The following is a 24,207-nucleotide window of genomic DNA, read 5'->3' as shown; positions in this document are numbered from 1 at the left end:
GTGCCGCAGGGCAAGCCGACCGTCGTGCCCGACGACGGCCTCACCACCCGGCAGCGCCGCACCAGGCCGCTGCTGATCGTGCACACCGGCCCCGGCAAGGGCAAGTCCACGGCCGCGTTCGGGATGGCGTTGCGGGCGTGGAACCAGGGGTGGCCGGTCGGGGTGTTCCAGTTCGTGAAGTCGGCGAAGTGGCGCATCGGCGAGGAGCGGGCGCTCAAGGTGCTCGGGGACAGCGGCGAGGGCGGCCCCGTCACCTGGCACAAAATGGGCGAGGGCTGGTCGTGGATCCAGCGGCCGGGCGCCGAGGACGACCACGCGGCCGACGCCCGGGAGGGCTGGGAGCAGATCAAGCGGGATCTGGCGGCCGAGACGTACCGGTTCTACGTGCTGGACGAGTTCACCTACCCGCTGAAGTGGGGGTGGCTGGACCTGGACGACGTGCTGGCGGCGCTCACCGGGCGGCCGGGGAACCAGCACGTCGTGATCACCGGGCGGGACGCGCCCGAGCGGCTGGTCGAGGCCGCGGATCTGGTGACGGAGATGGGCAAGGTACGCCATCCCATGGACGCCGGGCAGAAGGGCCAGAAGGGCATCGAGTGGTGACGATCCCGCGGCTGGTCGTCGCGGCGCCGTCGTCGGGCAGCGGGAAGACGACCTTGGCCACCGGGCTCATGGCGGCGCTGCGGGCGCGCGGCCTGCGGGTCTCGCCGCACAAGGTGGGGCCCGACTACATCGACCCCGGCTATCACGCGCTGGCCACCGGGCGGCCCGGGCGGAACCTGGATCCGTGGCTGCAGGGTGAGGAGCGGGTGGTGCCGCTGTTCCTGCACGGGGCGGCCGGGTGTGAGGTCGCGGTGGTCGAGGGGGTGATGGGGCTGTTCGACGGCAGGGGTGACACCGACTTCGCGTCCACCGCGCACGTCGCCCGGCTGCTGGACGCGCCCGTGGTGCTGGTGGTGGACGCGGCCCGGCAGAGCCGGTCGGTGGCGGCGGTGGTGCACGGGTTCGCCACGTTCGATCCGCGGGTGCGGGTGGGCGGGGTGGTGCTCAACCGGATCGGGTCCGATCGGCACGAGGAGTTGTGCCGTTCCGCGCTGGCCGGGGTGGGGGTGCCGGTGCTGGGGGCGGTGCGGCGGGACGACGCCGTGTTCACGCCGTCCCGGCATCTGGGGCTGGTGCCGGCGGCCGAGCGGCAGGACGAGGCGGTGGACGCGGTGGATCGGCTGGCCGCGTTGGTGTCCCGGTCGTGCGATCTGGACGGGCTGCTGCGGCTGGCCAGGTCGGCGCCTCCGCTGAACGCGACCCCTTGGGACGCGGGCGCCGCCGTGGCGGACGAGGCCGGCGGCGCGCCGGGGATGCGGCCCGTGGTGGCGGGCGGGGCGGGGATGCGGCCCGTGGTGGCGGTGGCGGGCGGGGCGGCGTTCACGTTCGGGTACGCCGAGCACGTGGAGCTGCTGCGGGCGGCGGGCGCGGACGTCGTGACCTTCGACCCGCTGCGTGACGAGCGCCTGCCCGACGGCGCCGGCGCGCTGGTGATCGGCGGCGGCTTCCCCGAGGTGTACGCCGCGGAGCTGGCCGCCAACGAGCCCCTGCGCGCCCGGGTGGCGGCCTTCGACGGGCCGATCGCGGCCGAGTGCGCGGGGCTGCTGTACCTGTGCGACGAGCTGGACGGGCGGCGCATGTGCGGCCGCGTGCCCGGCCGGGCCTCGATGACGTCCCGGCTGACGCTCGGTTACCGGGCGGCGGTCGCGCTCGCGCGTACGCCGCTGACCAGGCCGGGCGAGCGTTTCCGAGGGCACGAGTTCCACCGCACCACGGTCGAGTACGCGGCCCGGCCGCTGTTCCGCTGGGACGACCACCCCCGCCTTACCGGCACAGGCAGGAGCGGCGCCGACGGGTACGGCGACGCTCTGGTGACGGCCTCCTACCTGCACCTGCACTGGGCCGGCACGCCGGGAACGGCTCAGCGGCTGGTGTCGTCCTCCAGGTCTCCCTCGGTCTTGAGGTAGACCTCCTGCAGCCCGCGCAGCACCTCGGGGTCCGGCCGCTCCCACATGCCGCGCTCGGCGGCCTCGAGGAGGCGCTCGGCGATGCCATGCAGGGCCCACGGGTTCGACTCGGCCATGAACGCCTGGTTCTCCGGGTCGAGCACGTACGTCTCGGTCAGCTTGTCGTACATCCAGTCGGCGACCACCCCGGTGGTGGCGTCGTAACCGAACAGGTAGTCGACGGTGGCGGCGAGCTCGAACGCGCCCTTGTACCCGTGCCGCCGCATCGCGGCCAGCCAGCGCGGGTTGACGACCCTGGCGCGGAAGATGCGGGCGGTCTCCTCCGAGAGCGTCCTGGTGCGTACGGCGTCGGGACGGGTGCTGTCGCCGACGTACGCGGCCGGGGCCCTGCCGGTGAGGGCGCGGACGGTGGCGATCATGCCGCCGTGGTACTGGAAGTAGTCGTCGGAGTCGGCGATGTCGTGCTCGCGGCTGTCGACGTTCTTGGCCGCTACGGCGATGCGGCGGTAGGCGTCCTCCATCTGCGGGCGGGCGGCCACGCCGTCGAGGTCACGGCCGTAGGCGAAGCCTCCCCAGACCGCGTACACCTCGGCCAGGTCGGCGTCGTCGCGCCAGCTGCGGCTGTCGATCAGCGGCAGCAGCCCCGCGCCGTACGCGCCGGGCGCGGAACCGAAGATGCGCATCGTGGCCTGCCGCTCGTCGCCCGCACCCCCCGCGGTCTCGTCCGTGGTCCGGGCCCCGCCCGCGCCCCCGGACCCTGTCTCACCCGTGGACCCTGTCTCACCCGTGGACCCTGTCTCGCCCGTGGACCCTGTCTCGCCCGTGGTCCTGGCCACCGTCTCGGCCACGTGGGCGCGCACGTAGTTGTGCTCGTGCGGCTCGTCCAGGGCGGCGACCAGGCGTACGGCGTCGTCGAGCATCGCCACCACGTGCGGGAACGCGTCCCGGAAGAAACCGCTGATCCGGACCGTCACGTCGATCCTGGGCCGGGCCAGCTCGGCGAGCGGGATCGGCTCCAGGCGGGTGACGCGGCGGGAGGCCTCGTCCCATTCGGGGCGGACGCCGAGCAGCGCCAGCACCTCCGCCACGTCGTCGCCCGCCGTCCGCATGGCGCTGGTGCCCCAGACGGACAGGCCCACGGAGCGCGGCCACTCCCCCGTGTCGGCGCGGTAGCGCTCCAGCAGCGACTCGGCCATCGCCTGCCCGGTCTCCCAGGCCAGCCTGCTGGGCACCGCGCGGGGGTCCACGGAGTAGAAGTTGCGGCCCGTCGGCAACACGTTGACCAGCCCGCGCAGCGGTGACCCGCTGGGGCCGGCGGGGACGTACCCGCCGTTCAGGGCGTGCAGGACGTGGCCCAGCTCGTCGGTGGTGCGTGCCAGCCGGGGGACGACCTCGGTGGCGGCGAAGGTGAGGATGCGGGTGACCAGGTCGGGGTCGGCACCCTCGCCCACGACTCGCGCGGGCGCGCCTGAGGCCCCGGACGCCCCCGAGGCCCTGGGCGCCCCGGACGCCCCGGACGCCCCGGACGCCCCGGACGCCCCGGAGGCATCGAAGACCCCGGACGCCCCGGATGCCCTGTCAACGGGCGCACGCAACGATGCATCGGGCGCCGCCGACACGACCTCCGGCGCCGCGGCGGCGAGGACCGCACGGGCGACCTCAGGGGCCGCCTCGGGGGCCCAGCCGCGTTCCTCCATCCCCTCCACCAGCGCACGCGCGACCGCCTCGGCCCGATCCACGGCCGTCAGCCCCGCCGTACCGTCCTCGACCAGCCCGAGCGCCTCACGCAACCCCGGTAGCGTCTCGCGCCCGGCCCACAACTGCCGCGCCCGCAGCATGGCCAGCACCAGATCGACCCGCACCGGCCCCACCGGGGCCTGCCCCAGCACGTGCAGCCCGTCACGGATCTGCGCGTCCTTCACCTCGCACAACCACCCGTCCACATGCAGCAGGAAGTCGTCGAACTCGCTGTCGTGCGGCCGGTCCGCCAGCCCCAGGTCGTGGTCGAGCCGGGCGGCCTGGATGAGCGTCCAGATCTGCGCCCGGATCGCGGGCAGCTTGGCCGGGTCCATGGCGGCGATGGTGGCGTGCTCGTCCAGGAGCTGCTCCAGCCGCGCGATGTCCCCGTACGTGTCGGCCCTGGCCATCGGCGGCACCAGGTGGTCCACCAGCACGGCGTGCGCCCGCCGCTTGGCCTGGGTGCCCTCGCCGGGGTCGTTCACCAGGAACGGGTAGACCAGCGGCAGGTCCCCGATCGCCGCGTCGGTGGCGCACGCGGCGGACATCCCCGCCGACTTGCCCGGCAGCCATTCCAGGTTGCCGTGCTTGCCCACGTGCACCATCGCGTGCGCGCCGAACTCGGCCGACAGCCAGCGGTACGCGGCCAGGTAGTGGTGGCTGGGCGGCAGGTCGGGGTCGTGGTAGATGGCGATCGGGTTCTCGCCGAAACCGCGCGGCGGCTGCACCATGACGACCAGGTTCCCGGCGCGCAGCGCGGCCAGCACGATGTCCCCGTCGTGGACGAACAGCTCGCCGGGCGGCGGGCCCCAGTGCCGCTCCGTCGCGGCCCGCAGGTCCTCGGGCAGCGTGCGGTACCACTGCTCGTACGAGGCGGTGGAGATGCGTACCGGGTTGCCCGCGAGGTGTTCCTCCGTCAGCCAGTCCTGGTCCTGGCCGCCGGCCGCGATCAGGGCGTGGATGAGCGCGTCGCCGTCCTGCTCGGCCACGCCGGGGAAGCCGTCGCCCAGGTCGTACCCGGCCTCGGCGAGCGTGGCGAGCAGCCGCACGGTGCTGGCCGGGGTGTCCAGGCCGACGGCGTTGCCGACGCGGGAGTGCTTGGTCGGGTACGCCGACAACATCACGACCAGGCGCCGCCCGGCGGGCGGGACGTGGCGCAGCAGGCCGTGCCGTACCGCGATGCCGGCCACCCGGGCGGCCCGCTCCGGGTCGGCGGCGTAGACGGTCAGCCCGTCCTCGTCGATCTCCTTGAACGAGAACGGCACCGTGATGATCCGCCCGTCGAACTCGGGGATCGCCACCTGCGAGGCGGCGTCCAGCGGCGACAGGCCGTCGTCGTTCTCCTCCCACGCCTGCCTGCTGGTGGTCAGGCAGAGGCCCTGCAGGATCGGCACGTCGAGCGCGGCCAGCGCGCCCACGTCCCAGGCCTCGTCGTCGCCGCCCGCCCCGGCGGTGGCGGGGCGCGCGCCGCCCGCGGCCAGCACCGTCACGACCAGCACGTCCGCGGCCCGCAGGGCGTCGAGCAGGTCGGGCTCGGCGGTGCGCAGTGACGAGCAGAAGATCGGCATCGGTCGGCCGCCCGCGTCCTCGATCGCCGAGCAGAGCGCCTCCACGAACGCGGTGTTGCCCGCCAGGTGGTGCGCCCGGTAGTAGAGCACCCCCACCACGGGCTCACGCCCCGGCGCCCCGGAACGCTCCGCGACGAGCCGGCCCGCGGCAGGCCGGCCTCCACCGGACCGACCCGCGCCAGGCCGACCCGCGCCGGGCCGGTCAGCGCCGGGAGCTTCTGCAGCGGGGTGGTGCGCGCCGCTGCCGGGCGCGGCGGACGCGGCACCGCTGCCCGTCCCGGCCTCCCGTTCCAGCCTCCCCCAGGACGGCGTCCGCGCGGGCGGCGCGAACCCGTGCCCGGTCAGCAGCACGGTGTCCGACAGGAAGGCGTGCAGCTCGGCCAGGTTCGCCGGCCCGCCGTGGGCCAGGTACGCGTGCGCCTCGGCGCAGACGCCGCCGCTGACCGTGGACAGCTCCATCAGCTCGGCGTCCGGCGCCTGCTCCCCGCCCAGCACCACCACGGGCCGGGGCCCTGCCAGCAACGCGTCGAGCCCCTCCGCCCAGGCGCGCCGCCCGCCGAGCAGGCGTACCACGACCAGGTCCGCCCCCTCCACCAGCGCGGGCAGGTCGTCGGGGATCAGCCTGGCGGGGTTGGCCAGCCGGTAGGGAGCGGCGCTCGCGCGGGCGCTCAGCAGGTCGGTGTCCGATGTCGAGAGCAGCAGGACGGTACGGCTGTCGCCAGGCACGGCGCATTCCTCCCTCGGGGTCCTCGCCCCGGTCGCGGGTGATGCGACGGCAGGAGTCTCCTGGCTCCCGGATCAGCGCTCACCCCGGCCTTCCCACCCGTCTCCGGGCAGTGGCCTGCGGTGGGGTTCGCTCCCCGGTCACAGTGGCGGGACCGCGCCGGTTTCGCACCGGCTTCCTCCCATTGCCATCGCCTACCAGGAGCGTACGGCAAGACCGACCTCCACCAGAACTGGCGTTACCATCCTCTTCGTGTCCATAGCCGACTTTTCCGGACGGATCCGTCCCGACGCCTGTCCGGGCGCGCTACAGGTACACGAGGCCGCGGACGGCCCGCTGGCCAGGGTCCGCCTGCCCGGCGGCGCGGCCTCCGCCGCCCAGCTCCACGCGCTCGCGGACTGCGCCGAGACCTTCGGATCGGGCGTGATCGAGCTCACCTCACGCGCGAACGTCCAGGTGCGCGGCCTCCACTCACCCGCCGCCTTCGCCCAGCACCTCGCCGCGGCGGGGCTGCTGCCGTCGGCCGGGCACGAGCGCGTCCGCAACATCGTCGCCTCGCCCCTCAGCGGCCGGGGGGACGGCGGGGTGCTGGACGTGGTCGCGCTGGTGGAGGAGCTGGACCGGGCGTTGTGCGCACGTCCGCGGCTGGCGGAGCTGCCGGGGCGGTTCCTGTTCGCGCTGGACGACGGCTCGGGGGACGTGGCCGGGCTCGGGGCCGACGTGACGTACGCGGGTGAGGACTCCCGCGGCGGGCGGCTGTTGCTGGCCGGGGAGGACATGGGCCTGCGCTGCGGCCCGGAGGCTGCGGTGCCTCTCATGATCGCCGCCGCGGAGGCGTTCCTCGACGAACGCTCCGGCGACGCTCCCCGCGCCTGGCGCATCCACGAGCTGGAGAACGGCCCCTCCCGCATCACCACCCGCCTGACCACCGACCTGGACACCAGATCAACAGTCCGGCGGCCGACCGCCGACCCGGTCACCGGATCAGCGGTCCACCACGAGCCGGCGTTGCCGGAGCGTGTCGGCGTGGCGGCGCGGCGGGCCGGGCGGCGCGTGCAGCGGGACGGGCGGGTGGCGCTTGAGGTGCTGGTGCCGCTCGGCAGGCTGACCCCTGCCCAGCTCCGAGCCCTCGCCGACACCGGCCCCACCGTACGGCTCACCCCGTGGCGGACCGCCGTGTCGCTGGACCTCTCCCCCGCCGAGGCGGACCGCGCGGAGCGGGCGCTCTCCGGTGCCGGCCTGATCACGGACCCGGCGTCCCCGTGGGCCGGAGTCACCGCCTGCACCGGCCGGCCCGGGTGCGGAAAGGCGCTGGCGGACGTGCAGGCGGACGCGCGGCGCTGGGTGGAGGGCCTGACCCCTCCGGCCCTCGCCGTGAAGGGCACGACCCCTCCGATCCCCGGCGTGGAGGGTCTGGTCCCTCCTAACTTCGGCGTGGAGGCCACGGCCCCTCCGGACCCCGCCGTGGACGGCCTCGACCGCATCCCCGGTACACCCGTCCACTGGGCCGGTTGCGAACGGCGCTGCGGCCTGCCCCGCGGCCGGGTCGTCGAGCTGATCGCCACCGGCGACGGCTACCGGCGGCAACCCGAGTGATCACCACCGGCAGCGGCCACCAGGCAAGGCGACCGTGATGACCCAGCCACCGAGAAAGGCACCCGTGACCGACTACATCCGCGACGGCGCCGAGATCTACCGGCGCTCGTTCGCGACCATCCGCGCCGAGACCGACCTCACCGGCCTACCCCCCGAGGTGGCCCAGGTGGCGGTGCGGATGATTCACGCCTGCGGCATGACCGACCTGGTCACCGACCTGGCCTGGTCCCCCGGAGTGGTGGTACGGGCACGCGAGGCGCTGCGCCGGGGCGCACCCGTGTTGTGCGACGCCATGATGGTCGCCTCGGGCGTGACCAGGCGCAGGCTGCCCGCCGGCAACGAGGTGCTGTGCACCCTGCCCGACCCTCGCGTCCCGGGCCTGGCGGAGAAGCTGGGCACCACGCGCAGCGCCGCCGCCCTGGAGTTGTGGCGTGATCGTCTGGACGGCGCGGTGGTGGCCATCGGCAACGCCCCGACCGCCCTGTTCCGGCTGCTGGAGCTGGTCGGGGAGGGCGCGGGGCGGCCGGCGGCGGTGCTGGGGATCCCGGTGGGGTTCATCGGCGCGGCCGAGTCCAAGCAGGCGCTGGCCGGCAGCGACCTGGAACACCTGGTGGTGCACGGCCGCCGCGGCGGCAGTGCGATGACGGCGGCGGCGATCAACGCCATCGCGGACGAGACGGAGTGAGCGCGTTGCAGGGACGCCTGTACGGGGTCGGCCTCGGCCCCGGTGACCCGGAGCTGGTCACGGTCAAGACGGCCAGGCTGATCGGCGAGGCGGACGTGATCGCGTACCACGCCGCCAGGCACGGCCGCAGCATCGCCCGCTCCATCGCCCTGCCGTACATGCGGGAGGGCCAGATCGAGGAGCTGCTCCTCTACCCCCTGACCACGGAGACCACCGACCACCCCGGCGGCTACCAGGGCGCGCTCGACGACTTCTACGCCGACTGCGCGCAGCGGCTGGCCGCGCACCTGGACGCGGGACGGACCGTGGTGGTGCTGGCCGAGGGCGATCCGCTGTTCTACGGCTCGTACATGCACATGCACAAGCGGCTCGCCCACCGCTACGAGACCGAGGTGGTGCCGGGTGTGACGTCGGTCAGCGCCGCGTCCGCGGTGCTCGGCCGCCCGCTGGTGGAGCGGGACGAGGTGCTGACCGTGCTGCCCGGCACGTTGCCGGCGGACGTGCTGGCCGACCGGCTGCGGGAGACGGACTCGGCGGCGGTGCTCAAGCTGGGCAGGACGTTCGAGAAGGTGCGTGAGGCGCTGGCCGAGGCCGGGCGGCTGGACGACGCCTGGTACGTCGAGCGCGCCACGATGGGCGCCGAGCGGGTGGCGCCGCTGAAGGACGTGGACGCCGGCGGCGTGCCGTACTTCTCGCTGGCCCTGCTGACCAGCCCGGCCGAGCGCACGTTCGTGCCGGAACGTCCGGCGGCCGAGACGCCGGGCGCGGGGCCGGGCGCGGGGCCCGGCGAGGTGGCCGTGGTGGGGCTGGGGCCGGCCGGGCGGCCGTGGCTGACGCCCGAGGCGCAGGAGGCGCTGGCCGCCGCCACCGACCTCGTCGGGTACGGCCCGTACGTGGACCGGGTGGCGCCGAACCCGCGCCAGCGCCGCCACCGCACCGACAACCGGGTGGAGGCCGAACGCGCCAGGCACGCGCTGGAGCTGGCCCGCGACGGCGCGCGGGTGGCGGTGGTGTCGTCGGGGGATCCCGGCGTGTTCGCCATGGCCAGCGCGGTGATGGAGGCGGCGGCGGACTTCCCGGACGTGCCGGTGCGGATCGTGCCGGGACTGACGGCCGCGCAGGCGGTGGCCGGCCGCGTGGGGGCGCCGCTGGGGCACGACTACTGCGTGGTTTCGCTGTCCGACCTGCTCAAGCCGTGGGAGGTGGTGGCCGGCCGGCTCACGGCGGCGGCCTCGGCCGACCTGGTGCTGGCGATCTACAACCCGGCCTCCCGCAGCCGTACGTGGCAGCTCGCCGCGGCCCGTGACCTGCTGCTGGAGCACCGGGACGCCGCCACCCCCGTGGTGATCGGGCGGGACGTGGGCGGCGAGCAGGAGAGCGTGACCGTCACGACGCTGGGCGACCTGGATCCGGGGCAGGTGGACATGCGCTGCCTGCTGATCGTCGGCTCCTCGACCACCCGGGTCACCGACCGCGGCCTGGTCTACACGCCCCGCCGCTATCCCTGAGCCGCCGCCCAGGCCGTCGCCGCCGCCACGGTGTCCACCAGGCGAACGCCGGGCGGGAGTGGCGGGCGGTCGACCATGATGACCGGCAGGCCGAGCTCGCGGGCGGCGGTGAGCTTGGCTGCGGTCAGTTGTCCGCCGCTGTCCTTGGTGACCAGCACGTTCAGGCGGTGCTCGCGGATGAGGGCGCGTTCTCCCTCGACTGTGTACGGGCCTCGGCCGAGCAGCACGTGCACGTGAGGGGGCACGGGCGGCTCCGGCGGGTCCACCGACCTGGCCAGCAGCCACACCCCGGGCAGGCCGGTGAAGAGCGGGAGGCTCCTGCGGCCCGTGGTGAGGAACACCCGTGCCTCCGCGGCACGCACCCCACCGGCCCGGCCCCGCGCGGGCCCGGCCGTGCTTGACGCTGGCCCGGCCGTGCTTGGGGCGGCCCCGGCCGTGCCTGGGGCGGCCGTGCTTGACGCGGAACCGGCCGTGCCTGGCGCGGCAGCGGTTGTGCTCAGCGGGGCCGCGCTCGTAGCGGGTGCGGCCGTGGTCGGCGCGGCGGCCGGCCAGGCAGCGGTGGGGAGCAGGGCGGCGGCGTCGTGCAGGGAGGGCACCCGCTGCCAGGCGTCGCCCGGCCCCTCCCGCCAGCCCGGCCGCCGCAGGACCAGCAGCGGCACTCCGGTGGCGGACGAGGCGGCGGCCGCCGACGCGGTCATCCGCTCGGCGAACGGATGGGTCGCGTCCACCAGCGCGTCGATGCGCTCCCCGGCCAGGTAGGCGGCCAGGCCCCCGGCTCCGCCGAACCCGCCTTCCCGCACCTCCCCGACCGGCAGGCGGGGGTTGCTCACCCGCCCGGCCAGCGACGAAACGACCCGCAGGCCGGGACGGGCGGCGAGCTCGGCCGCCAGCGCCCGCGCCTCGGCCGTGCCACCCAGGATCAGGACGCGCCGCATGCCCGCCCCCGGTCCGCGCCACCGCCCAGGCCCACGACCGGCCGAAGGCCCCAGACCGTGCCACCCCTCATGCCCAGGACCGGACGCAGGCCCCGGTCCGCGCGGCCGCTCCCGGTCAGGACCCGTCGCACGAACGCTCCCGATCCACGCTGTAGAGATGGCTGTCGGGAAACTGCGTGGCCGACAGCACACGTCCGACGACGATCACCGCGGTGCGCCGGATGCCGGCCGCGTGCACCCGCTCCCCGATGTCCGCCAGCGTCCCCCGGAGGATCACCTCATCGGCCCTGCTGGCCCGCGCCACCACCGCGACGGGACAGTCGGCCCCGTACGAGGGCAGCAGCTCGGCCACCACCTCGTCGATCCGCTGCACCGCCAGATGCAGCACCATCGTGGCCCCGCTGGCCCCCAGCGTCGTGAGGTCCTCGCCCTCGGGCATCGGCGTGGCCCGCGCGGAGGTGCGGGTCAGGATGATCGTCTGGCCGACGCCGGGCACGGTCAGCTCCCGGCCCAGCGCGGCCGCCGCCGCCGCGAACGCGGGAACGCCCGGCACCACCTCGTACGGCACGCCGAGCGCGTCCAGCCGCCGCATCTGCTCGGCCACGGCGCTGAAGACGGACGGATCGCCGGAGTGCAGGCGGGCGACGTCGAGCCCGTCGCGGTGGGCGGCGAGCAGTTCGGCGACGATCTCGTCGAGGGTGAGGTTCGCGGTGTCGACGAGCCGGGTGCCGGGCGGGCAGGAGTCGAGCAGCTCGCGGGGCACCAGCGACCCCGCGTACAGGCACACCGGAGCCGTCTGCAGCCGGCGCAGCCCGCGCAGGGTGATCAGGTCGGCGGCGCCGGGGCCGGCACCGACGAAGTACACGGTCACGTGTCGTCCTTCCTGGTCAGGGACCATACGGTCACGGGCATCGCCGGCCGCCATCCGGTGAATCCGCCCACGGGCGAGGCCCGCTGCACGGCCAGGCGGACGAGGTCGCCGCCGAGCCGGCCGTACCACTGGCCGACGAGGGCCTCGGATTCGAGGGTGACGGCGTTGACGACGAGCCTGCCGCCGGGGCGCAGCTGCGACCAGCAGCGTTCGAGCACGCCGGGCGCGGTGACGCCGCCGCCGACGAACACCGCGTCCGGCGCGGGCAGGTCGTCCAGGGCCGCCGGGGCCTTGCCCTCGACGACGCGCAACGCCGGCACGCCGAGCCGGCCGGCGTTGCGGCGGATGGCGGCGGCCCGGTCGGGCCTGCTCTCGACGGCCACGGCGGCGCACGACGGGTGGCTGCGCATCCATTCGACGGCGATGCTGCCCGCGCCCGCGCCGACGTCCCACAGCAGCTCGCCGGGGCACGGGGCGAGCCGCGACAGGGTGACCGCGCGGACCTCGCGCTTGGTGAGCTGGCCGTCGTGCTCGTACGCGGTGTCGGGCAGCCCCGGCACGAGGGCCAGCGGCTCGGCGCCGGGGCCGGGCACGCACTCGACGGCGATCACGTTGAGCGGGGACGCGGCGGGTCCGGCCCACGCTTCGGCCGTGCCGTGCTGGGCCGTCTCGGTGGCCGCGCCCAGGTCCGACAGGGCCGTCATGGGGCTGGGGCCGTACCCGCGAGTGGTCAGCAGCGCGGCTACCTGGGACGGGGCGTCGCGGCCCGCGCCGAGCACGACGATCCGGCGGCCGGGGAGCGCGAGGGCGTTGAGCGTCTCGGGCGGGCGGCCGACGAGGCTGACCGTCTCGACCTGCTCGACCGGCCAGCCGAGGCGGGCGCACGCCAGGGACAGCGACGACACGTGCGGCAGCACGCGCACGTTCGGCGCGCCGAGGAGCCGGACCAGCGTGGAGCCGATGCCGTAGAACATGGGGTCGCCGCTGGCCAGCACGCACGCCTCGCGGCCGGCGTGCCGTTCCACGAGCGCGGGCAGCTCCGGCAGCAGCGGCGAGGGCCAGCGCACGCGCTCCGCCGCGGCCGACGCGGGCAGGAGCTCCAGCTGCCGGGGGCCGCCCATGACGACCTCGGCGGCCTCCAGCGCGCGCCGCGACGTCTCGGGCAGTCCGTCCCAGCCGTCCGCGCCGATGCCGACGACGGTGATCACACGTTGCCCAGGACGCGGGTCACCTGGATCTCGATGACCACGCGGGCCGGGTTCGCGCGGGGCGGCTTGTAGCGGGCCGTGTAGCGGCGCTCGGCGTCGGCCACCTCGTCCGGCGAGGTGCGTACGACGGCCCGTCCTTCCAGCGTGGACCACCGCCGGCCGTCCACCTGGCAGAGCGCGACGGGGGCGCCGCCGGACGCGGCGATGAGCCTGGCCTTGGCCGAGGTCCCGGAGGTGATCACCCGGGCGATGCCGGTCTCCAGGTCCAGCGTCGCGCCCACCGGCACCACGTGCGGCGGGGCGTCGGGGCGGGCGGTGGAGAGCGTGCACAGGTGCCGCTCCTGCCAGAAGGCGGCGAAAGCGCTGCCCTGCTCGGCCAGGTTCACGATCCTCCTCGGGTGATTTGTGCCAGGCAATCGTATATCGCGCCCTTTGCCGTGGCGGGGCGCCAGGTTGCGCGGGTGGTCGTCCTCGCGCTCACCGCGGAGGGTCGTCCGGGGCGGTGAGGATGGCGAGGGCGGTGCGGCGCAGGTCGGCCACGGCCGCGACGGCCTCGGCCTCGCCGAAGACCGCCTCGTCGGGATCCGGCCCGCCGCCGTCCGGCGCCGCCGATTCCGGCTCATCGGACGCGTGCGTCTCGGACGCGGGCGTACCGGACTCACGCGCGGACGCGGGTACGCCGGACTCGGGTGTGCCGGACTCGGGTGTGCCGAGCCGCTGCTCGATGTCGGCCAGGACCACGACGACGTGCAGGCTGAGAACCCTGAGCCGTTCCTTCGTCAGGGCGGGCAGGCACGCGAAGAGCAGCCCCACGACCTCGTTGACCCCGGGATGGTGCTCCCTGGAGTAGGGCCAGGACCGGTAGCTGCCCGACAGCACGTACCGGCTGGTGAAACGCACGTACCAGCTCGCCCCCCGGTGAGCGAGCACGTGCTCGGCCAACGGCGCCACGTAGGCCTCGACGAGGGCGGGCAGGTCCCGTTCCAGGCCGTGCGCGCGCAGGTCCTCGATCAGCTCGCGGCGCCGCCGGTCGAGCGGCGTGATGCGGTACTCGTACAGGGCGTCGATGAGCCCCGCCTTGTCCCCGAAGTGGTACTGCACCGCCGAGTGGTTGCGCTGGTCCGCCGCGACGGCGATCTCCCGCAGGGACACCCCGAAGCCGCGTTCGGCGAAGAGCCGCTCGGCGGCGAGAAGGATCTTCTCCTTCGCCCGCATTCTTGTCTATCCCTACCAATTCGCCATAGAATCGCCCGGATTAAGACACCTTGCCTTAATCCGTTCCATCGTAGTAAGGAGAGCACCGTTGCTCACGGTCTCCGAAGGGATCGGCGCGTGAACGGAGCCATGCTGCTCGTCGTCGCCTCGCCCGGCGGCCCGCTCGCCGGCATGCACTCCCCGCTCTTCGCCGGCGACGTGGCCTTCAACCTGACGCTCACCACCGTCGGCTCCGTGCTGTCGGTCGTCACCCTGACGGTGATCACCAACCTGTCGCCGGCGCACTTCCTGCCCGCCCAGGAGGGCATCGGACTGCAGGGCGGGGAGATCGACGACCTCACGTCGGTGCTCCCGGCCGTCGTCCTGTTCGCCCCGGCCAGCCTCACCGGGCATCCACGGCCTCACCATCATGATCGTCGCAGCGGGCTTCGGCCTCCTGCTCAACCGTGTCCTCGCCCCGCGCGCCGTCACGCCCACGCCGGCCGCGAGCTGAAATCCTGGAGTGACCGCCATGACCGCCGAACCGATCTTCCGCAGCGCCGCCCGCCCGCCCGACGCGGCGCCCAACGTCCTGGCCATCGTCCTGGACGACACCGGCTTCGCCCAGCTCGGCTGCTTCGGCTCCGACATCGCCACACCCAACATCGACCGGCTGGCCGCCGGCGGGCTGCGTTACAACCGCTTCCACGTCACCGCCCTGTGCTCCCCGTCGCGGGCCTCGTTCCTCACCGGCCGCAACCATCACGCCGTCGGCATGGGCTTCCTCGCCGACATCCCCCTCGACCACCACGGCTACACCGCCCGCATCCCGCGCTCGGCCGCCACCCTGCCACGGATCCTGCGCGACCACGGCTACTCCACCCTGGCCGTCGGCAAGTGGCACCTCACCCCGCGCTTCGAACGCTCCGCGGCGGGCCCGTTCGGCCACTGGCCCCTCGGCCTCGGCTTCGAGCGCTACTACGGCTTCCTCCAGGGCGACGCCAACCACTACGCGCCCAACCTCGTCGAGGACAACCACTACGTCGACCCGCCCGCCACCCCCGAGGAGGGCTACCACCTCACCGAGGACCTGACCGGCCGCGCCATCCGCTACCTGGACGACCAGCGCCACGCCGCTCCCGGCAAGCCCTTCTTCCTGTACGTCGGCCTCGGCGCCACGCACTCACCGCACCACGTGACCCCGGAATGGGCCGAGCCCTACCACGGCCGCTTCGACCACGGCTGGGACGCCTGGCGGGAGGAGATCTTCCAGCGCCAGCTCGACGCCGGCCTCGTCCCGCCCGGCACCACCCTCACGCCGCGCCCCGGCTGGGTGCGCGCCTGGGACGACCTCACCGCCGACGAACGCCGCCTGTACGCCCGCCAGCAGGAGGTCTTCGCCGGCTTCCTCACCCACACCGACGCCCAGATCGGCCGCCTGCTCGACCACCTGGAGGAGACGGGCCGGCTCGACGACACGATCGTCGTGCTGTTCTCCGACAACGGGGCCAGCGCCGAGGGCGGCGTGCACGGCAGCGTCAACGAGCACCGCTTCTCCTCGGCCATCCCCGAGTCCCTGGAGGACAACCTCGCCCACTACGACGACTGGGGCGGCCCCGCCACCTACAACCACTACGCGTGGGGCTGGGCGTGGGCCGGCAACACGCCGTTCCGCCTGTGGAAGCGCTACACCTGGCTCGGCGGCACGCGTACCCCGCTGATCGTGCACTGGCCCGCCGGGATCCGCGCGCGCGGCGCGGTCCGCGACCCCGTCCTGCACGTCAACGACCTGTTCCCCACGCTGCTGGACACGATCGGCGTCGAGGCGCCGGACGTCGTGGACGGCGTCGAGCAGCAGCGGATCGACGGAGCCAGCTTCCGCGCCACCTTCGACGACCCCGGGGCGCCCGCGCCGCGCGAGACGCAGTACTTCGAGATGCTGGGCTCCCGCTCCCTCATCCACGGGCGCTGGAAGGCCACCACCGACCACGTCTCCACCGGCATCCTCGACGAGCAGGAGCTCCTCACCGGGAGCCGCGCCTTCGACGACGACCACTGGGCGCTGTTCGACCTGTCCGCCGACTTCTCCGAGGCCACCGACGTGTCGGCCGGGCATCCGGAGGTCGTCGCGGAGCTGCGGCGCCTGTGGGACGAGGAGGCCGGGCGCAACCACGTCCTGCCGCTCTACGACAACCTGGTGGACCGCATCGGCGCCCTCATCGGGCCGGCCTGGCCGCCGGGCGACGACCGCACCTACCGGCCCGGCGCCTCACCGATCTGCGACGAGTCCCTGCCCCTGCTCTTCGGCGGCTTCCGCATCACGGCCGAGGTGGAGGCGGGCGACGCGCCGGACGGGGTGCTGCTCGCCCTGGGCGACCTGCACGGCGGCCTGGCGCTCCACGTCGCGGACGGCCGGCTGGTGTTCACCTTCTCCCGGGCCGGGGAGATCCTGGAGGTGGTCGCGGACCGTCCCGTACGGCCCGGCCGCCAGGCCCTGGGCGTCGCCCACCTCACCGGGCCGGACGGCTCGGCCTTCCATCTCCTGTACGACGCCGCCGTGGCCGGCTCCCTGGCCTTCGACGGCATCCTGCCCGTCGCCCTCCAGCACGGCGGCGCCGGGCTGCGGCTGGGGCACGACGCCGGGTTGCCCGTGTCGGACCGTTATCGCGTCCCGGCCGCCTGGAACGGCCGGCTGGTCTCCGTCCGCGTCCAGACACCGGGCTACGCCGAACCGGACCCGCTCGCCGACCTCAGGACCGCCCTGCACGCCGACTGACCGCACGACCGCCGACGGCAGCCCGGCCGTGCGACCGCTCGTGGCCCGGCCGAGCCGCCGCCGGCCACCCAGCCGTATGACCGCCGGCGGCCTGACCGCGCGGCGGTCAGCGGCAGAAGGGGGCCATGCCGAGCACGGACTTGACGCCGCCCAGCAGGTGCTGCACGAAGTACTGGTCGCCTTCCATGGGCTCGTCCGTCCAGGCCTTGACGTCGTGGCCGAGGGTGGTCAGCCAGGCCTTGCCGCCGTCGTAGTACTGGCACCAGCTCACCGGGTGGTGCTCGCCGTGGCCGGGGTGGCCGAGGTTGCCGCGCACGCCCTGGGGCAGGGTGCGCTCGTCCACCTCGGCCAGGACGCGGACGCGGGTGGGCGCGGGGATGAGGTTGTACCACTCGTCGGAGAAGGCCCAGGTCCTGGGCAGGCCCTGGGTGGAGGCGTCGCGGCGGTTCACGGTGACGACGGTGCCGGGCTGGTTGGCGCCGTGGTCGTAGAAGTTGGCGTTGCCGAGCAGGCCTTCGTACCAGGGCCAGTTGTACTCGGTGCCGAAGGCGTTGTGCACGCCGACGAAGCCGCCGCCTGCGCGGATGTACTGGCGCAGCGCGGTCTGCGCGGCGTCGTCGAGGGTGTCGCGGGTGGTGCTGAGGAACATCACGGCGTTGTAGTTGAGCAGCCGTCCGGCCGAGGAGAGCTGGGTGACGTCCTCGGTGTAGTCGACGGTGAAACCGTTCTCCTGGCCCAGCTTGAGGACCGCCTTGACGGCGACGTTGTTGTCGTTGAGCGGCGGGTTGAGGCCGGGGCCGAGCGGGGTGCCGAGGTGGGCGTGGCGGGGGCCGGCGGTACGGCTGTAGACGAGCAGCTTGTAGCCCTCGGCGGGGTCGAAGTTGCCCCAGTCGTGGTAGCAGCGGGGGTCGGTGCCCCGGCAGACGCCGTAGTCGGGGTCGCCGAGGTTCCTGGCCGGTTCCGGGGAGGCGGCGGAGCTGGGTGCGGTGGCGGTGAGCAGCAGGAGCGCTGCTCCGGTGGCTGCGGCGATGGACAGTTTGCTGCGCATGGGCACCTCGCGAAGGGGTCCACTAGGTGGACTGCATGGTCCACTCGGGGGATTGAGCGTAACTGCGGATCTTCGTGGCGACAAGCTCTCGCCTATCGCCTGCGGGGCCCCGCCGTCCGGCGGGGTCTTCTCACAACCAGGTCGGCAGGATGGACGGTGGGATCGGGCCCTTGTTGCGCCGGCCCTGGCCGGTCTCCTCCCAGGCGTGGGCCAGGATCCCGACGGAGCGGCTGAGCACGAACAGGCCACGCGCGAGCGGCGCGGGGAAGCCGAGCTCGGCGTAGACGACGGCGGTCGCGCCGTCGATGTTCATGGGCACCGGGGCGATCAGGCGCTCGACCTCCAGCGCGGCCCGCAGGTGCGCGCCCGCCACCACCCCGTCGCGGGCCGCCTCCGCCACGAGGCCGAGCAGCGGATCACGGCGCGGATCGCGGGTGTGGAAGCGGTGCCCGAAGCCGGGCAGGTAGCGGTCCCGCGCCCGCCAGCGGGCGACCACGGCAGCGGCATCCACGTCGCCACCCGGGTCACCGCTCGCATCACCGCCCGGGGCACCCCCGGCGTCGCCGCGCGGGCCGTGGCCGGCGACCACCTCCTCCAGCAGCCTGACGCACTGCTCGCCCGCGCCCCCGTGCACGTCGCCGAGCAGGTTGACCCCGGTGGCCACGGCGTTGTTGAGGCCGACGCCGCAGGTGACCGCCATGCGGGCGACGGCGATGGACGGCGCGTGCGGCCCGTGATCGACGGAGGAGACCAGGGCCGCCTCCAGCAGCGCGGCCCGGCGCGGGTCGGGGCGCTCGCCGCGGAGCATCAGCCAGATCATCTCGGCGAGGCCGATCCGCCCGATGAGCTCCTGGACCGGCTGCCCGCGCAGCTCGATGACGTCGGGCTCGACCTTCGAGACGCCGGTGGCCCACCAGTCGGCCGCGGCACTCGCGACCGGATCGTGCCCGCTCGCGGCCCCTGCCGCCGCCCCTGCCGCCGCCCTTGCCGCCGCCTCGGCATCACGCCCGCTCATGGCCTGGGCCGCATTCTCGGCATCACGCCCGCTCATGGCGCCGCCTCGATCTCGGTGTTGTGCTCCCCGAGCAGCGGCGCGGGCCCGCGTGGGCGCAGCGCGGCGCCGTCCACCATCACGCCGTTCCCGGTGACGGTGACCTGCCGCTCCCCCGCCCCCGGGAACGGCAGCTCGGTGAGGAAGCCGCGATGGCGTACCTGGTCGAGGGCGAGCGCCTGCGGGACGGTGAGGATGCGGGCGGCGGGCACGCCCCCGGCGGCGAGCATCTCCTCCCACTCCAGCGCGGTCTTGGCCCGCAGCGCCGAGTTGAGCTCCTGGTTGAGCTCGTGCCGGTGGGTCTTGCGCGACTCGCGCCCGGCGAAGCGCGGGTCGGCGGGCAGGTCGGGCCGCCCGACGAGCCGGCACAGCGTCTCGAACTGGGCCTGCTGGTTGGCGGCGATGTTGAGCGGCCCGTCGGCGGTCTCGAAGGTGCCGGACGGGGCGGCGGTGGCGTTCTGGTCCCCCATCGGCTCCGGCTCGACCCCGCTGACCAGGTAGTTGGAGACGGTCCAGCCCATCGCGGAGATCGACGCCTCCAGCATGGACAGGTCCAGGTAGCAGCCGCGCCCGGTGCGGTGCCGTCCGGCCAGCGCGGCGGAGACCGCCAGGGCGGCCATCAGCCCGCCGACGGTGTCGCAGATGGGGAAGCCCACGCGCAGCGGGGCGGTGTCGGGGGTGCCGGTGACGCTCATCATGCCGGACAGCCCCTGGATGATCTGGTCGTAGGCGGGCGCGCCGCTCATCGGGCCGCTCTGCCCGAAGCCGGAGATGGCGCAGCAGACGAGGCCGGGGTTGAGCTCGCGCAGGCGGTCCCAGCCGTAGCCGAGCCTGGCCAGCACGCCGGCTCTGAAGTTCTCCAGCAGGACGTCGGCGCCGGCGATCATCGACTCGAACGCGGCCCGCCCGTCCCGGCTCTTCAGGTCCAGCTCGACCGACTTCTTGCCGGCGTTCTGGGCCAGGAAGGAAGCACCCATCCGGGCCTCGTTGAGCTCGGGGTCGGGGCCGAGCCGCCGGGCGAGGTCCCCGGTGCCGGGCAGCTCGACCTTGACCACCTCCGCGCCGAACAACATCAGCTGGTAACTGCAGTACGGCCCGGCCAGCACGTTGGTCAGGTCCACGACCTTGACGCCGTCCAGTGGCAACTGCTGCATGCACGCTCCATTGAGTCAAGTCAGAGGGTGGTCGAACCCGCGCTCGGACATCCGCTCGGCCGCCTCGCGCAGGTCCGCGGCGAACTCCCGGACCCGGTCCCCGGTGAAGCGGACGGTGGGGCCGCTCAGCGTCAGCGCCGCCACGGTCGCCCGCGTGCCGCCGCCGGCGAACCCGGTGATCGGGCCGTTGATCGGAACGGCCACGGCGGACAGGCCGGGCTCGCGCTCGCCGTGGCTGGCCGCGTGCCCGTCGTGCGCCGCCTGGCCGATCCAGGCCCGCAGCGTCGCCACGTGGGCCTCGCCGTACGGGGAGGAGCGGGCCACCCTGACGAGCAGCGGCTCCGGCGCCCCGATCAGCAGCACCTTCGAGGAGGCGCCGGCCCACAGGGGCAGCTCGTCACCGACGCGCACCACGTGGCGCAGCGGTTGCGGGCTCTCCTGCTGGGCGACGCAGACGCGGCGCACGTCGCGCGGCACGTAGAGGTTGACGGTCTCCCGGTGCCGCGCCCCCAGCTCGCGCATGAGCTGGACGGTCTCCGGCGGCAGCTCCCACGCCGAGCGCGCCAGGTGCGCCCAGCGCCACAGCGCCGGACCGGCCGCGAACCCCTGCGGCGTGGCCCACAGCAGCCCCATGTGCTCCAGGCTCTGCAGCAGGCGCAGCGCCGTGGTCTTGGCCAGGCCGGTCTCGTCGACGACCTCGCGGATCGTCAGCGTCCGCCGGTCCTCGGAGAGCAGCGAGAGGATGCCGAACGCGCGCTGGACGCTGCGTACGCCCCCGCCCTCCCCAATGTTCGAAGGCATGGCCGCACGCTAACATCGAGTCCGCTTGGTGGTCCATACGCTCCGCCAAGCGGTTTATGCGACACCCTTGCCATAACGTTCGCCCGGCTCATACCGTGAGGGCAATCCACACTGCGGATTATCAGAACCGCTGAGCGGATCCAGTGGGAGTCATCATGAACACCATCCACGAAGCCGGGTCCCTGGTCGCCGGGCAGTGGCTGACCGGAGGCCCGCATGCCGACCGCATCGGCCCCTACCTGCGCGAGCCGGTCAGCCGGGCCCGCACCGCACAGGACGAGGACGTCACCGCCGCGCTCGCCTACGCCCGGCGGTCCGCCAAGCGGATCGCCCGCCTGGCGCCGGCCACCCGGGCCGACGTCCTGGAGCGGGCCGCCGCCGCGGTGACCGCGCAGGGCGACCGGCTGGCCCGGCTGCTGGCGCTGGAGCTGGGCAAGCCGCTCAAGGACGGGCGCGGCGAGGTGTTACGGGTCGCCGACACCCTGGCCGTCGCCGCCGCCGAGGCGCGGATGATCGGCGGCGAGGTGCTGCCGGTGGCCGGCTGGGGCCGCGGGGTCGGCAACACCGCGATCACGCAGCGCGCCCCGGCCGGCCCGGTGCTGGCCATCACCCCGTTCAACGCTCCGGCGAACCTGCTGGCCCACAAGCTCGCCGCCTCCTTCGCGGCCGGCAACACCACGATCGTCAAGCCTCCGCCGCAGGCGCCCGCGGTCTCCACCGCGCTGGTGGAGCTGCTGCTCGAGGCCGGGATGCCGGTGGAGGCGGTGCAGGTGCTGCACGGCGGCGGCGAGGTGGGCGCGCGGCTGTGCGCCGCCCCGGAGATCGCCGTCGTCAGCTTCACCGGCGGCGTCCCGGCCGGTCACGCCGTCGCCCGCGCCGCCGGGCCGAAGCGGGTCATGCTGGAGCTCGGCGGGAACGCCGCCACCATCGTCTGCGAGGACGCCGACATCGCGCGGGCGGCGCTCGCGTGCGCCCGCACCGGCTACAGCAACTCCGGGCAGAGCTGCATCTCCGTCCAGCGCGTCTACGTGCACCGCAGCCGCTTCGAGGAGTTCGCGCAGGAGCTGACCGCGCACGTCAAGGGCCTGGTCGTGGGCGACCCCCTGGATCCGGCGACCGACGTGGGCTCCATGGTGGACGACGACGCGGCCGAGCGGGTGGTCCGCTGGACGGCCGAGGCCGCCGGCCAGGGCGCCCAGGTGACGGCGGGCGGCACCCGCGAGGGCGCGGTGATGGCGCCGACCGTCGTCGTCGCGCCGCCCGCCGAGGCCAGGGTCGTGCGCGAGGAGGTGTTCGGCGCGCTGGTGGCCGTGCTGCCCTACGACGGCTTCGACGAGGTGCTGGAGGAGTGCAACCGCAGCTCGTACGGGCTGCAGGCCGGGCTGTTCACCCACGACGTGCGCCGCATCGTCACCGCCTGGCGCGAGCTGGAGGTCGGCGGCCTGATCGTGAACGGCTCGTCCAACTTCCGCCTCGACCACGTGCCGTTCGGCGGCGTGAAGGACTCCGGCATCGGCCGCGAGTCGCCGCGCTGGATGATCGAGGACTTCACCGTGACCAAGACCCTCATGCTCAAGGGCCTGACCATCTGGGGAGACGAGTGACCAGGACCGCCGCCCACGCCCTTGTCGAGCAGCTCGAACAGCTCGGCGTCGAGTACGTCTTCGGCACCTGCGGCCACACCAACATCGCCGTCCTGGACGCGCTGGCCGACAGCCGGATCCGCTTCGTCATCGCCCGCCACGAGCAGGCCGCCGCGCACGCCGCCGACGGCTACGCCCGCGCCTCCGGCAGGCCGGGGGTGCTGCTCGTGCACGTGGGCCCCGGCCTGACCAACGCCGCGACCGGTGTCATGACGGCCGCGCTGGACTCGGTGCCGCTGGTGGTGATCTCCGGCGACATCCCGTCCTACTACCACGGCCGGCACCCGCACCAGGAGATCAACCTGCACGCCGACGCCGACCAGGCGAGCGTGTTCAGGCCGTTCGTCAAGCGGGCCTGGAACGTGCACCGGGCCCAGGACCTGGGCCGCTTCGTCGAGCGCGCGTTCTGGACGGCCACCTCGGGCCGCCCGGGCGCGGTGCTGGTCAACGTGCCGATGGACGTCTTCTCGCGGCCCGCGGCGCCGTACCCGCCGCTCAGCCACGCGGCCCCGCCGGGGCTGCCGGAGAGCACCGCGGAGCTGATCGCCGCCCGGCTGGCCGGCGCCGAGCGCCCGCTGATCTACGTGGGCGGCGGCCTGCGCGAGGACCCCGGGCCGCTGATCCGCCTGGCCGAGCACCTCGACATCCCGATCGCGCACTCGCTGATGGCCAAGGGCACGGTCCCGGACGCGCATCCGCTGGTCATCGGGATGCCGGGCTTCTGGGGGCTGGAGCTCACCAACGCCTGCGCGCGGGAGGCGGACGTGGTGCTGGCGCTGGCCACCCGGTTCGCCGAGACGGACGCCAGCTCCTGGGATCCGCGCTTCACCTGGGACCTGTCCGGCAGCACGCTGATCCAGATCGACATCGACCCGGCCGAGATCGGCCGCAACTACCCGGCGGAGATCGGCGCCGTCGCCGACGTGCGGCTCGCGGTCGAGGCGATCGCCGACGCGGCGGCGGCCCACCCCGCCCGCGACAGGACCGGCCTGCGCAAGCAGATCCTGGAGGCGCGGACGGAGCTGTTCGCGGCCAGCCGGGAGCGGGGCCGGAGCGAGGACTTCCCGCTGCGCCCCGAGCGCATCCTGAAGGACCTGCGCGACGCGCTGCCGCCGGACACGGTCCTGGTGACCGACGTGGGGTGGAACAAGAACGGCGTCGCGCAGTGCTACGAGCTGCCGGCCGGGGGCCGCTTCATCACCCCGGGCGGGGCCTCCACCATGGGATTCGGGCCGGCCGCGGCCGTCGGCGTGCAGCTCGCGCAGCCCGGCAGGACGGTGGTGGCGCTGATCGGCGACGGCGGGATGAGCGCCCAACTGCCCGCCGTGCCGCTCGCCGTCGAGCAGGGCGCCGCGGTGATCTTCGTGGTGATGAACAACCGCGCCCACGGCACGATCTCCGACCTGCAGTCGGCGCACTTCGGCCGCAGCCACGGCTGCGACTTCACCGACCCCGCGGGCCGGCCCTACAGCCCCGACTTCGCCGCGCTCGCCAGGGCGTGCGGCGCCGACGGCCACACCGTCACCGCGCCGGCCGAGCTGGGCACGGCACTGCGCGAGGCCGTCGCGAACCGGCGCCCCGCGGTGATCGACGTGCCGATGGTCAACGAGCCGGTGCCGACCCCCGGTCACTGGAACATCAAGGACATCTACCAGGGTCTGTTCACCGACTGATCCCGGGCGGAAACCGTTGCACGTTC

The 24,207-nt window shown here is 74.4% G+C and carries 18 protein-coding genes and 1 riboswitch; of the genes, 8 read left to right on the top strand and 10 right to left on the bottom strand.

Annotation, left to right across the window (positions count from 1 at the left end; translation table 11 throughout):
- Both cobO and HD597_RS13005 read left to right on the top strand, forming a co-directional pair.
- On the top strand, positions 1-603 hold the full coding sequence (gene cobO / locus HD597_RS13010) for a cob(I)yrinic acid a,c-diamide adenosyltransferase (protein ID WP_253759341.1): 603 nt from the start codon (positions 1-3) through the stop codon (positions 601-603).
- Positions 597-2,009 carry a cobyrinic acid a,c-diamide synthase CobB gene (locus HD597_RS13005; RefSeq protein ID WP_253742277.1) on the top strand — a complete coding sequence of 471 codons (1,413 nt, stop codon included), beginning with the start codon at positions 597-599 and terminating at the stop codon, positions 2,007-2,009. The genes cobO and HD597_RS13005 overlap by 7 nt, the downstream gene beginning before the upstream one ends.
- Here HD597_RS13005 and cobN read toward each other — a convergent pair.
- On the bottom strand, positions 1,964-6,040 hold the full coding sequence (cobN, locus tag HD597_RS13000) for a cobaltochelatase subunit CobN (RefSeq protein WP_253742276.1): 4,077 nt from the start codon (positions 6,038-6,040) through the stop codon (positions 1,964-1,966). The genes HD597_RS13005 and cobN overlap by 46 nt on opposite strands.
- A gap of 31 nt (positions 6,041-6,071) precedes the next feature.
- Positions 6,072-6,273, bottom strand: a riboswitch (cobalamin riboswitch).
- A 17-nt stretch (positions 6,274-6,290) separates the two neighbouring features.
- Between cobN and cobG the strand changes: the two genes are divergently transcribed.
- Genes cobG through cobJ form a run of 3 tightly spaced genes read left to right on the top strand, consistent with a single transcriptional unit; the run spans position 6,291 to position 9,827 of the window.
- Entirely contained in the window at positions 6,291-7,634 is a 1,344-nt protein-coding gene (gene cobG, locus HD597_RS12995) for a precorrin-3B synthase (protein WP_253742275.1), read from the top strand.
- Between the two features lie 37 nt (positions 7,635-7,671).
- Positions 7,672-8,319, top strand: a complete 648-nt coding sequence (locus HD597_RS12990) for a precorrin-8X methylmutase (RefSeq protein WP_425572332.1) — start codon at positions 7,672-7,674, stop codon at positions 8,317-8,319.
- Between the two features lie 5 nt (positions 8,320-8,324).
- On the top strand, positions 8,325-9,827 hold the full coding sequence (cobJ, locus tag HD597_RS12985; protein ID WP_253759339.1) for a precorrin-3B C(17)-methyltransferase: 1,503 nt from the start codon (positions 8,325-8,327) through the stop codon (positions 9,825-9,827).
- On the opposite strand, the gene HD597_RS12980 is transcribed toward cobJ, so the two are convergent.
- From HD597_RS12980 to HD597_RS12960, 5 genes are all read right to left on the bottom strand, one after another.
- A complete protein-coding gene (locus HD597_RS12980; RefSeq protein WP_253742273.1) occupies positions 9,818-10,762 on the bottom strand; it encodes a cobalt-precorrin-6A reductase in 945 nt (314 codons plus the stop codon). The two genes, cobJ and HD597_RS12980, sit on opposite strands and share 10 nt — an antisense overlap.
- A gap of 115 nt (positions 10,763-10,877) precedes the next feature.
- Positions 10,878-11,633: a precorrin-4 C(11)-methyltransferase gene (gene cobM / locus HD597_RS12975; RefSeq protein WP_253742272.1), complete on the bottom strand. Its 756-nt coding sequence runs from the start codon at positions 11,631-11,633 to the stop codon at positions 10,878-10,880.
- The gene (gene cbiE, locus HD597_RS12970; RefSeq protein WP_253742271.1) at positions 11,630-12,841 is read right to left on the bottom strand and encodes a precorrin-6y C5,15-methyltransferase (decarboxylating) subunit CbiE; all 1,212 of its coding nucleotides are present in this window, start codon (positions 12,839-12,841) and stop codon (positions 11,630-11,632) included. Before cbiE ends, cobM begins: the two co-directional genes overlap by 4 nt.
- On the bottom strand, positions 12,838-13,227 hold the full coding sequence (locus HD597_RS12965; protein WP_253742270.1) for a pyridoxamine 5'-phosphate oxidase family protein: 390 nt from the start codon (positions 13,225-13,227) through the stop codon (positions 12,838-12,840). Before HD597_RS12965 ends, cbiE begins: the two co-directional genes overlap by 4 nt.
- A gap of 91 nt (positions 13,228-13,318) precedes the next feature.
- Positions 13,319-14,056 (bottom strand): TetR/AcrR family transcriptional regulator, encoded by a 738-nt coding sequence (locus tag HD597_RS12960; protein ID WP_253742269.1) that lies wholly within the window; start codon positions 14,054-14,056, stop codon positions 13,319-13,321.
- Between the two features lie 511 nt (positions 14,057-14,567).
- On the opposite strand from HD597_RS12960, the gene HD597_RS12955 reads away from it, so the two are divergent.
- Entirely contained in the window at positions 14,568-16,811 is a 2,244-nt protein-coding gene (locus HD597_RS12955; protein WP_253742268.1) for an arylsulfatase, read from the top strand.
- A gap of 106 nt (positions 16,812-16,917) precedes the next feature.
- Here HD597_RS12955 and HD597_RS12950 read toward each other — a convergent pair whose 3' ends face one another.
- The 4 genes from HD597_RS12950 to HD597_RS12935 all read right to left on the bottom strand — a co-directional run bounded on the left by HD597_RS12950 (position 16,918) and on the right by HD597_RS12935 (position 20,865).
- Positions 16,918-17,859 carry a ThuA domain-containing protein gene (locus HD597_RS12950; RefSeq protein WP_253742267.1) on the bottom strand — a complete coding sequence of 314 codons (942 nt, stop codon included), beginning with the start codon at positions 17,857-17,859 and terminating at the stop codon, positions 16,918-16,920.
- Positions 17,860-17,989: 130 nt separating this feature from the next.
- Complete coding sequence (locus HD597_RS12945; RefSeq protein WP_253742266.1) at positions 17,990-18,910, bottom strand: citryl-CoA lyase; 921 nt, start codon at positions 18,908-18,910, stop codon at positions 17,990-17,992.
- Entirely contained in the window at positions 18,907-20,064 is a 1,158-nt protein-coding gene (locus HD597_RS12940; RefSeq protein ID WP_253742265.1) for a CaiB/BaiF CoA transferase family protein, read from the bottom strand. Before HD597_RS12940 ends, HD597_RS12945 begins: the two co-directional genes overlap by 4 nt.
- A 15-nt stretch (positions 20,065-20,079) precedes the next feature.
- The gene (locus HD597_RS12935) at positions 20,080-20,865 is read right to left on the bottom strand and encodes an IclR family transcriptional regulator (protein ID WP_253742264.1); all 786 of its coding nucleotides are present in this window, start codon (positions 20,863-20,865) and stop codon (positions 20,080-20,082) included.
- 155 nt (positions 20,866-21,020) lie between these two features.
- On the opposite strand from HD597_RS12935, the gene HD597_RS12930 reads away from it, so the two are divergent.
- Together HD597_RS12930 and HD597_RS12925 are read left to right on the top strand one after the other, a co-directional pair.
- Complete coding sequence (locus HD597_RS12930; RefSeq protein ID WP_253742263.1) at positions 21,021-22,469, top strand: aldehyde dehydrogenase family protein; 1,449 nt, start codon at positions 21,021-21,023, stop codon at positions 22,467-22,469.
- On the top strand, positions 22,466-24,181 hold the full coding sequence (locus HD597_RS12925) for a thiamine pyrophosphate-binding protein (protein ID WP_253742262.1): 1,716 nt from the start codon (positions 22,466-22,468) through the stop codon (positions 24,179-24,181). Before HD597_RS12930 ends, HD597_RS12925 begins: the two co-directional genes overlap by 4 nt.
- The last annotated feature ends 26 nt before the right edge of the window (positions 24,182-24,207 follow it).

Source organism: Nonomuraea thailandensis, from assembly GCF_024172165.1.
GTDB classification, from domain to species: Bacteria; Actinomycetota; Actinomycetes; order Streptosporangiales; family Streptosporangiaceae; genus Nonomuraea; species Nonomuraea thailandensis.
The sequence above is the reverse complement of the archived record's forward strand: the minus strand, read 5'-3'. Positions and strand labels throughout refer to the sequence as shown.

What these genes read in the sequence shown, in the direction of transcription:
- HD597_RS12990 (WP_425572332.1), top strand. Translation starts at nt 7,672, where the DNA reads ATGACCCAGCCACCGAGAAAGGCACCCGTGACCGACTACATCCGCGAC.
- HD597_RS12980 (WP_253742273.1), bottom strand. Translation starts at nt 10,762, where the DNA reads ATGCGGCGCGTCCTGATCCTGGGTGGCACGGCCGAGGCGCGGGCGCTG.
- HD597_RS12960 (WP_253742269.1), bottom strand. Translation starts at nt 14,056, where the DNA reads ATGCGGGCGAAGGAGAAGATCCTTCTCGCCGCCGAGCGGCTCTTCGCC.
- HD597_RS12955 (WP_253742268.1), top strand. Translation starts at nt 14,568, where the DNA reads ATGACCGCCGAACCGATCTTCCGCAGCGCCGCCCGCCCGCCCGACGCG.
- HD597_RS12950 (WP_253742267.1), bottom strand. Translation starts at nt 17,859, where the DNA reads ATGCGCAGCAAACTGTCCATCGCCGCAGCCACCGGAGCAGCGCTCCTG.
- HD597_RS12945 (WP_253742266.1), bottom strand. Translation starts at nt 18,910, where the DNA reads ATGAGCGGGCGTGATGCCGAGAATGCGGCCCAGGCCATGAGCGGGCGT.
- HD597_RS12940 (WP_253742265.1), bottom strand. Translation starts at nt 20,064, where the DNA reads ATGCAGCAGTTGCCACTGGACGGCGTCAAGGTCGTGGACCTGACCAAC.
- HD597_RS12935 (WP_253742264.1), bottom strand. Translation starts at nt 20,865, where the DNA reads ATGCCTTCGAACATTGGGGAGGGCGGGGGCGTACGCAGCGTCCAGCGC.
- HD597_RS12930 (WP_253742263.1), top strand. Translation starts at nt 21,021, where the DNA reads ATGAACACCATCCACGAAGCCGGGTCCCTGGTCGCCGGGCAGTGGCTG.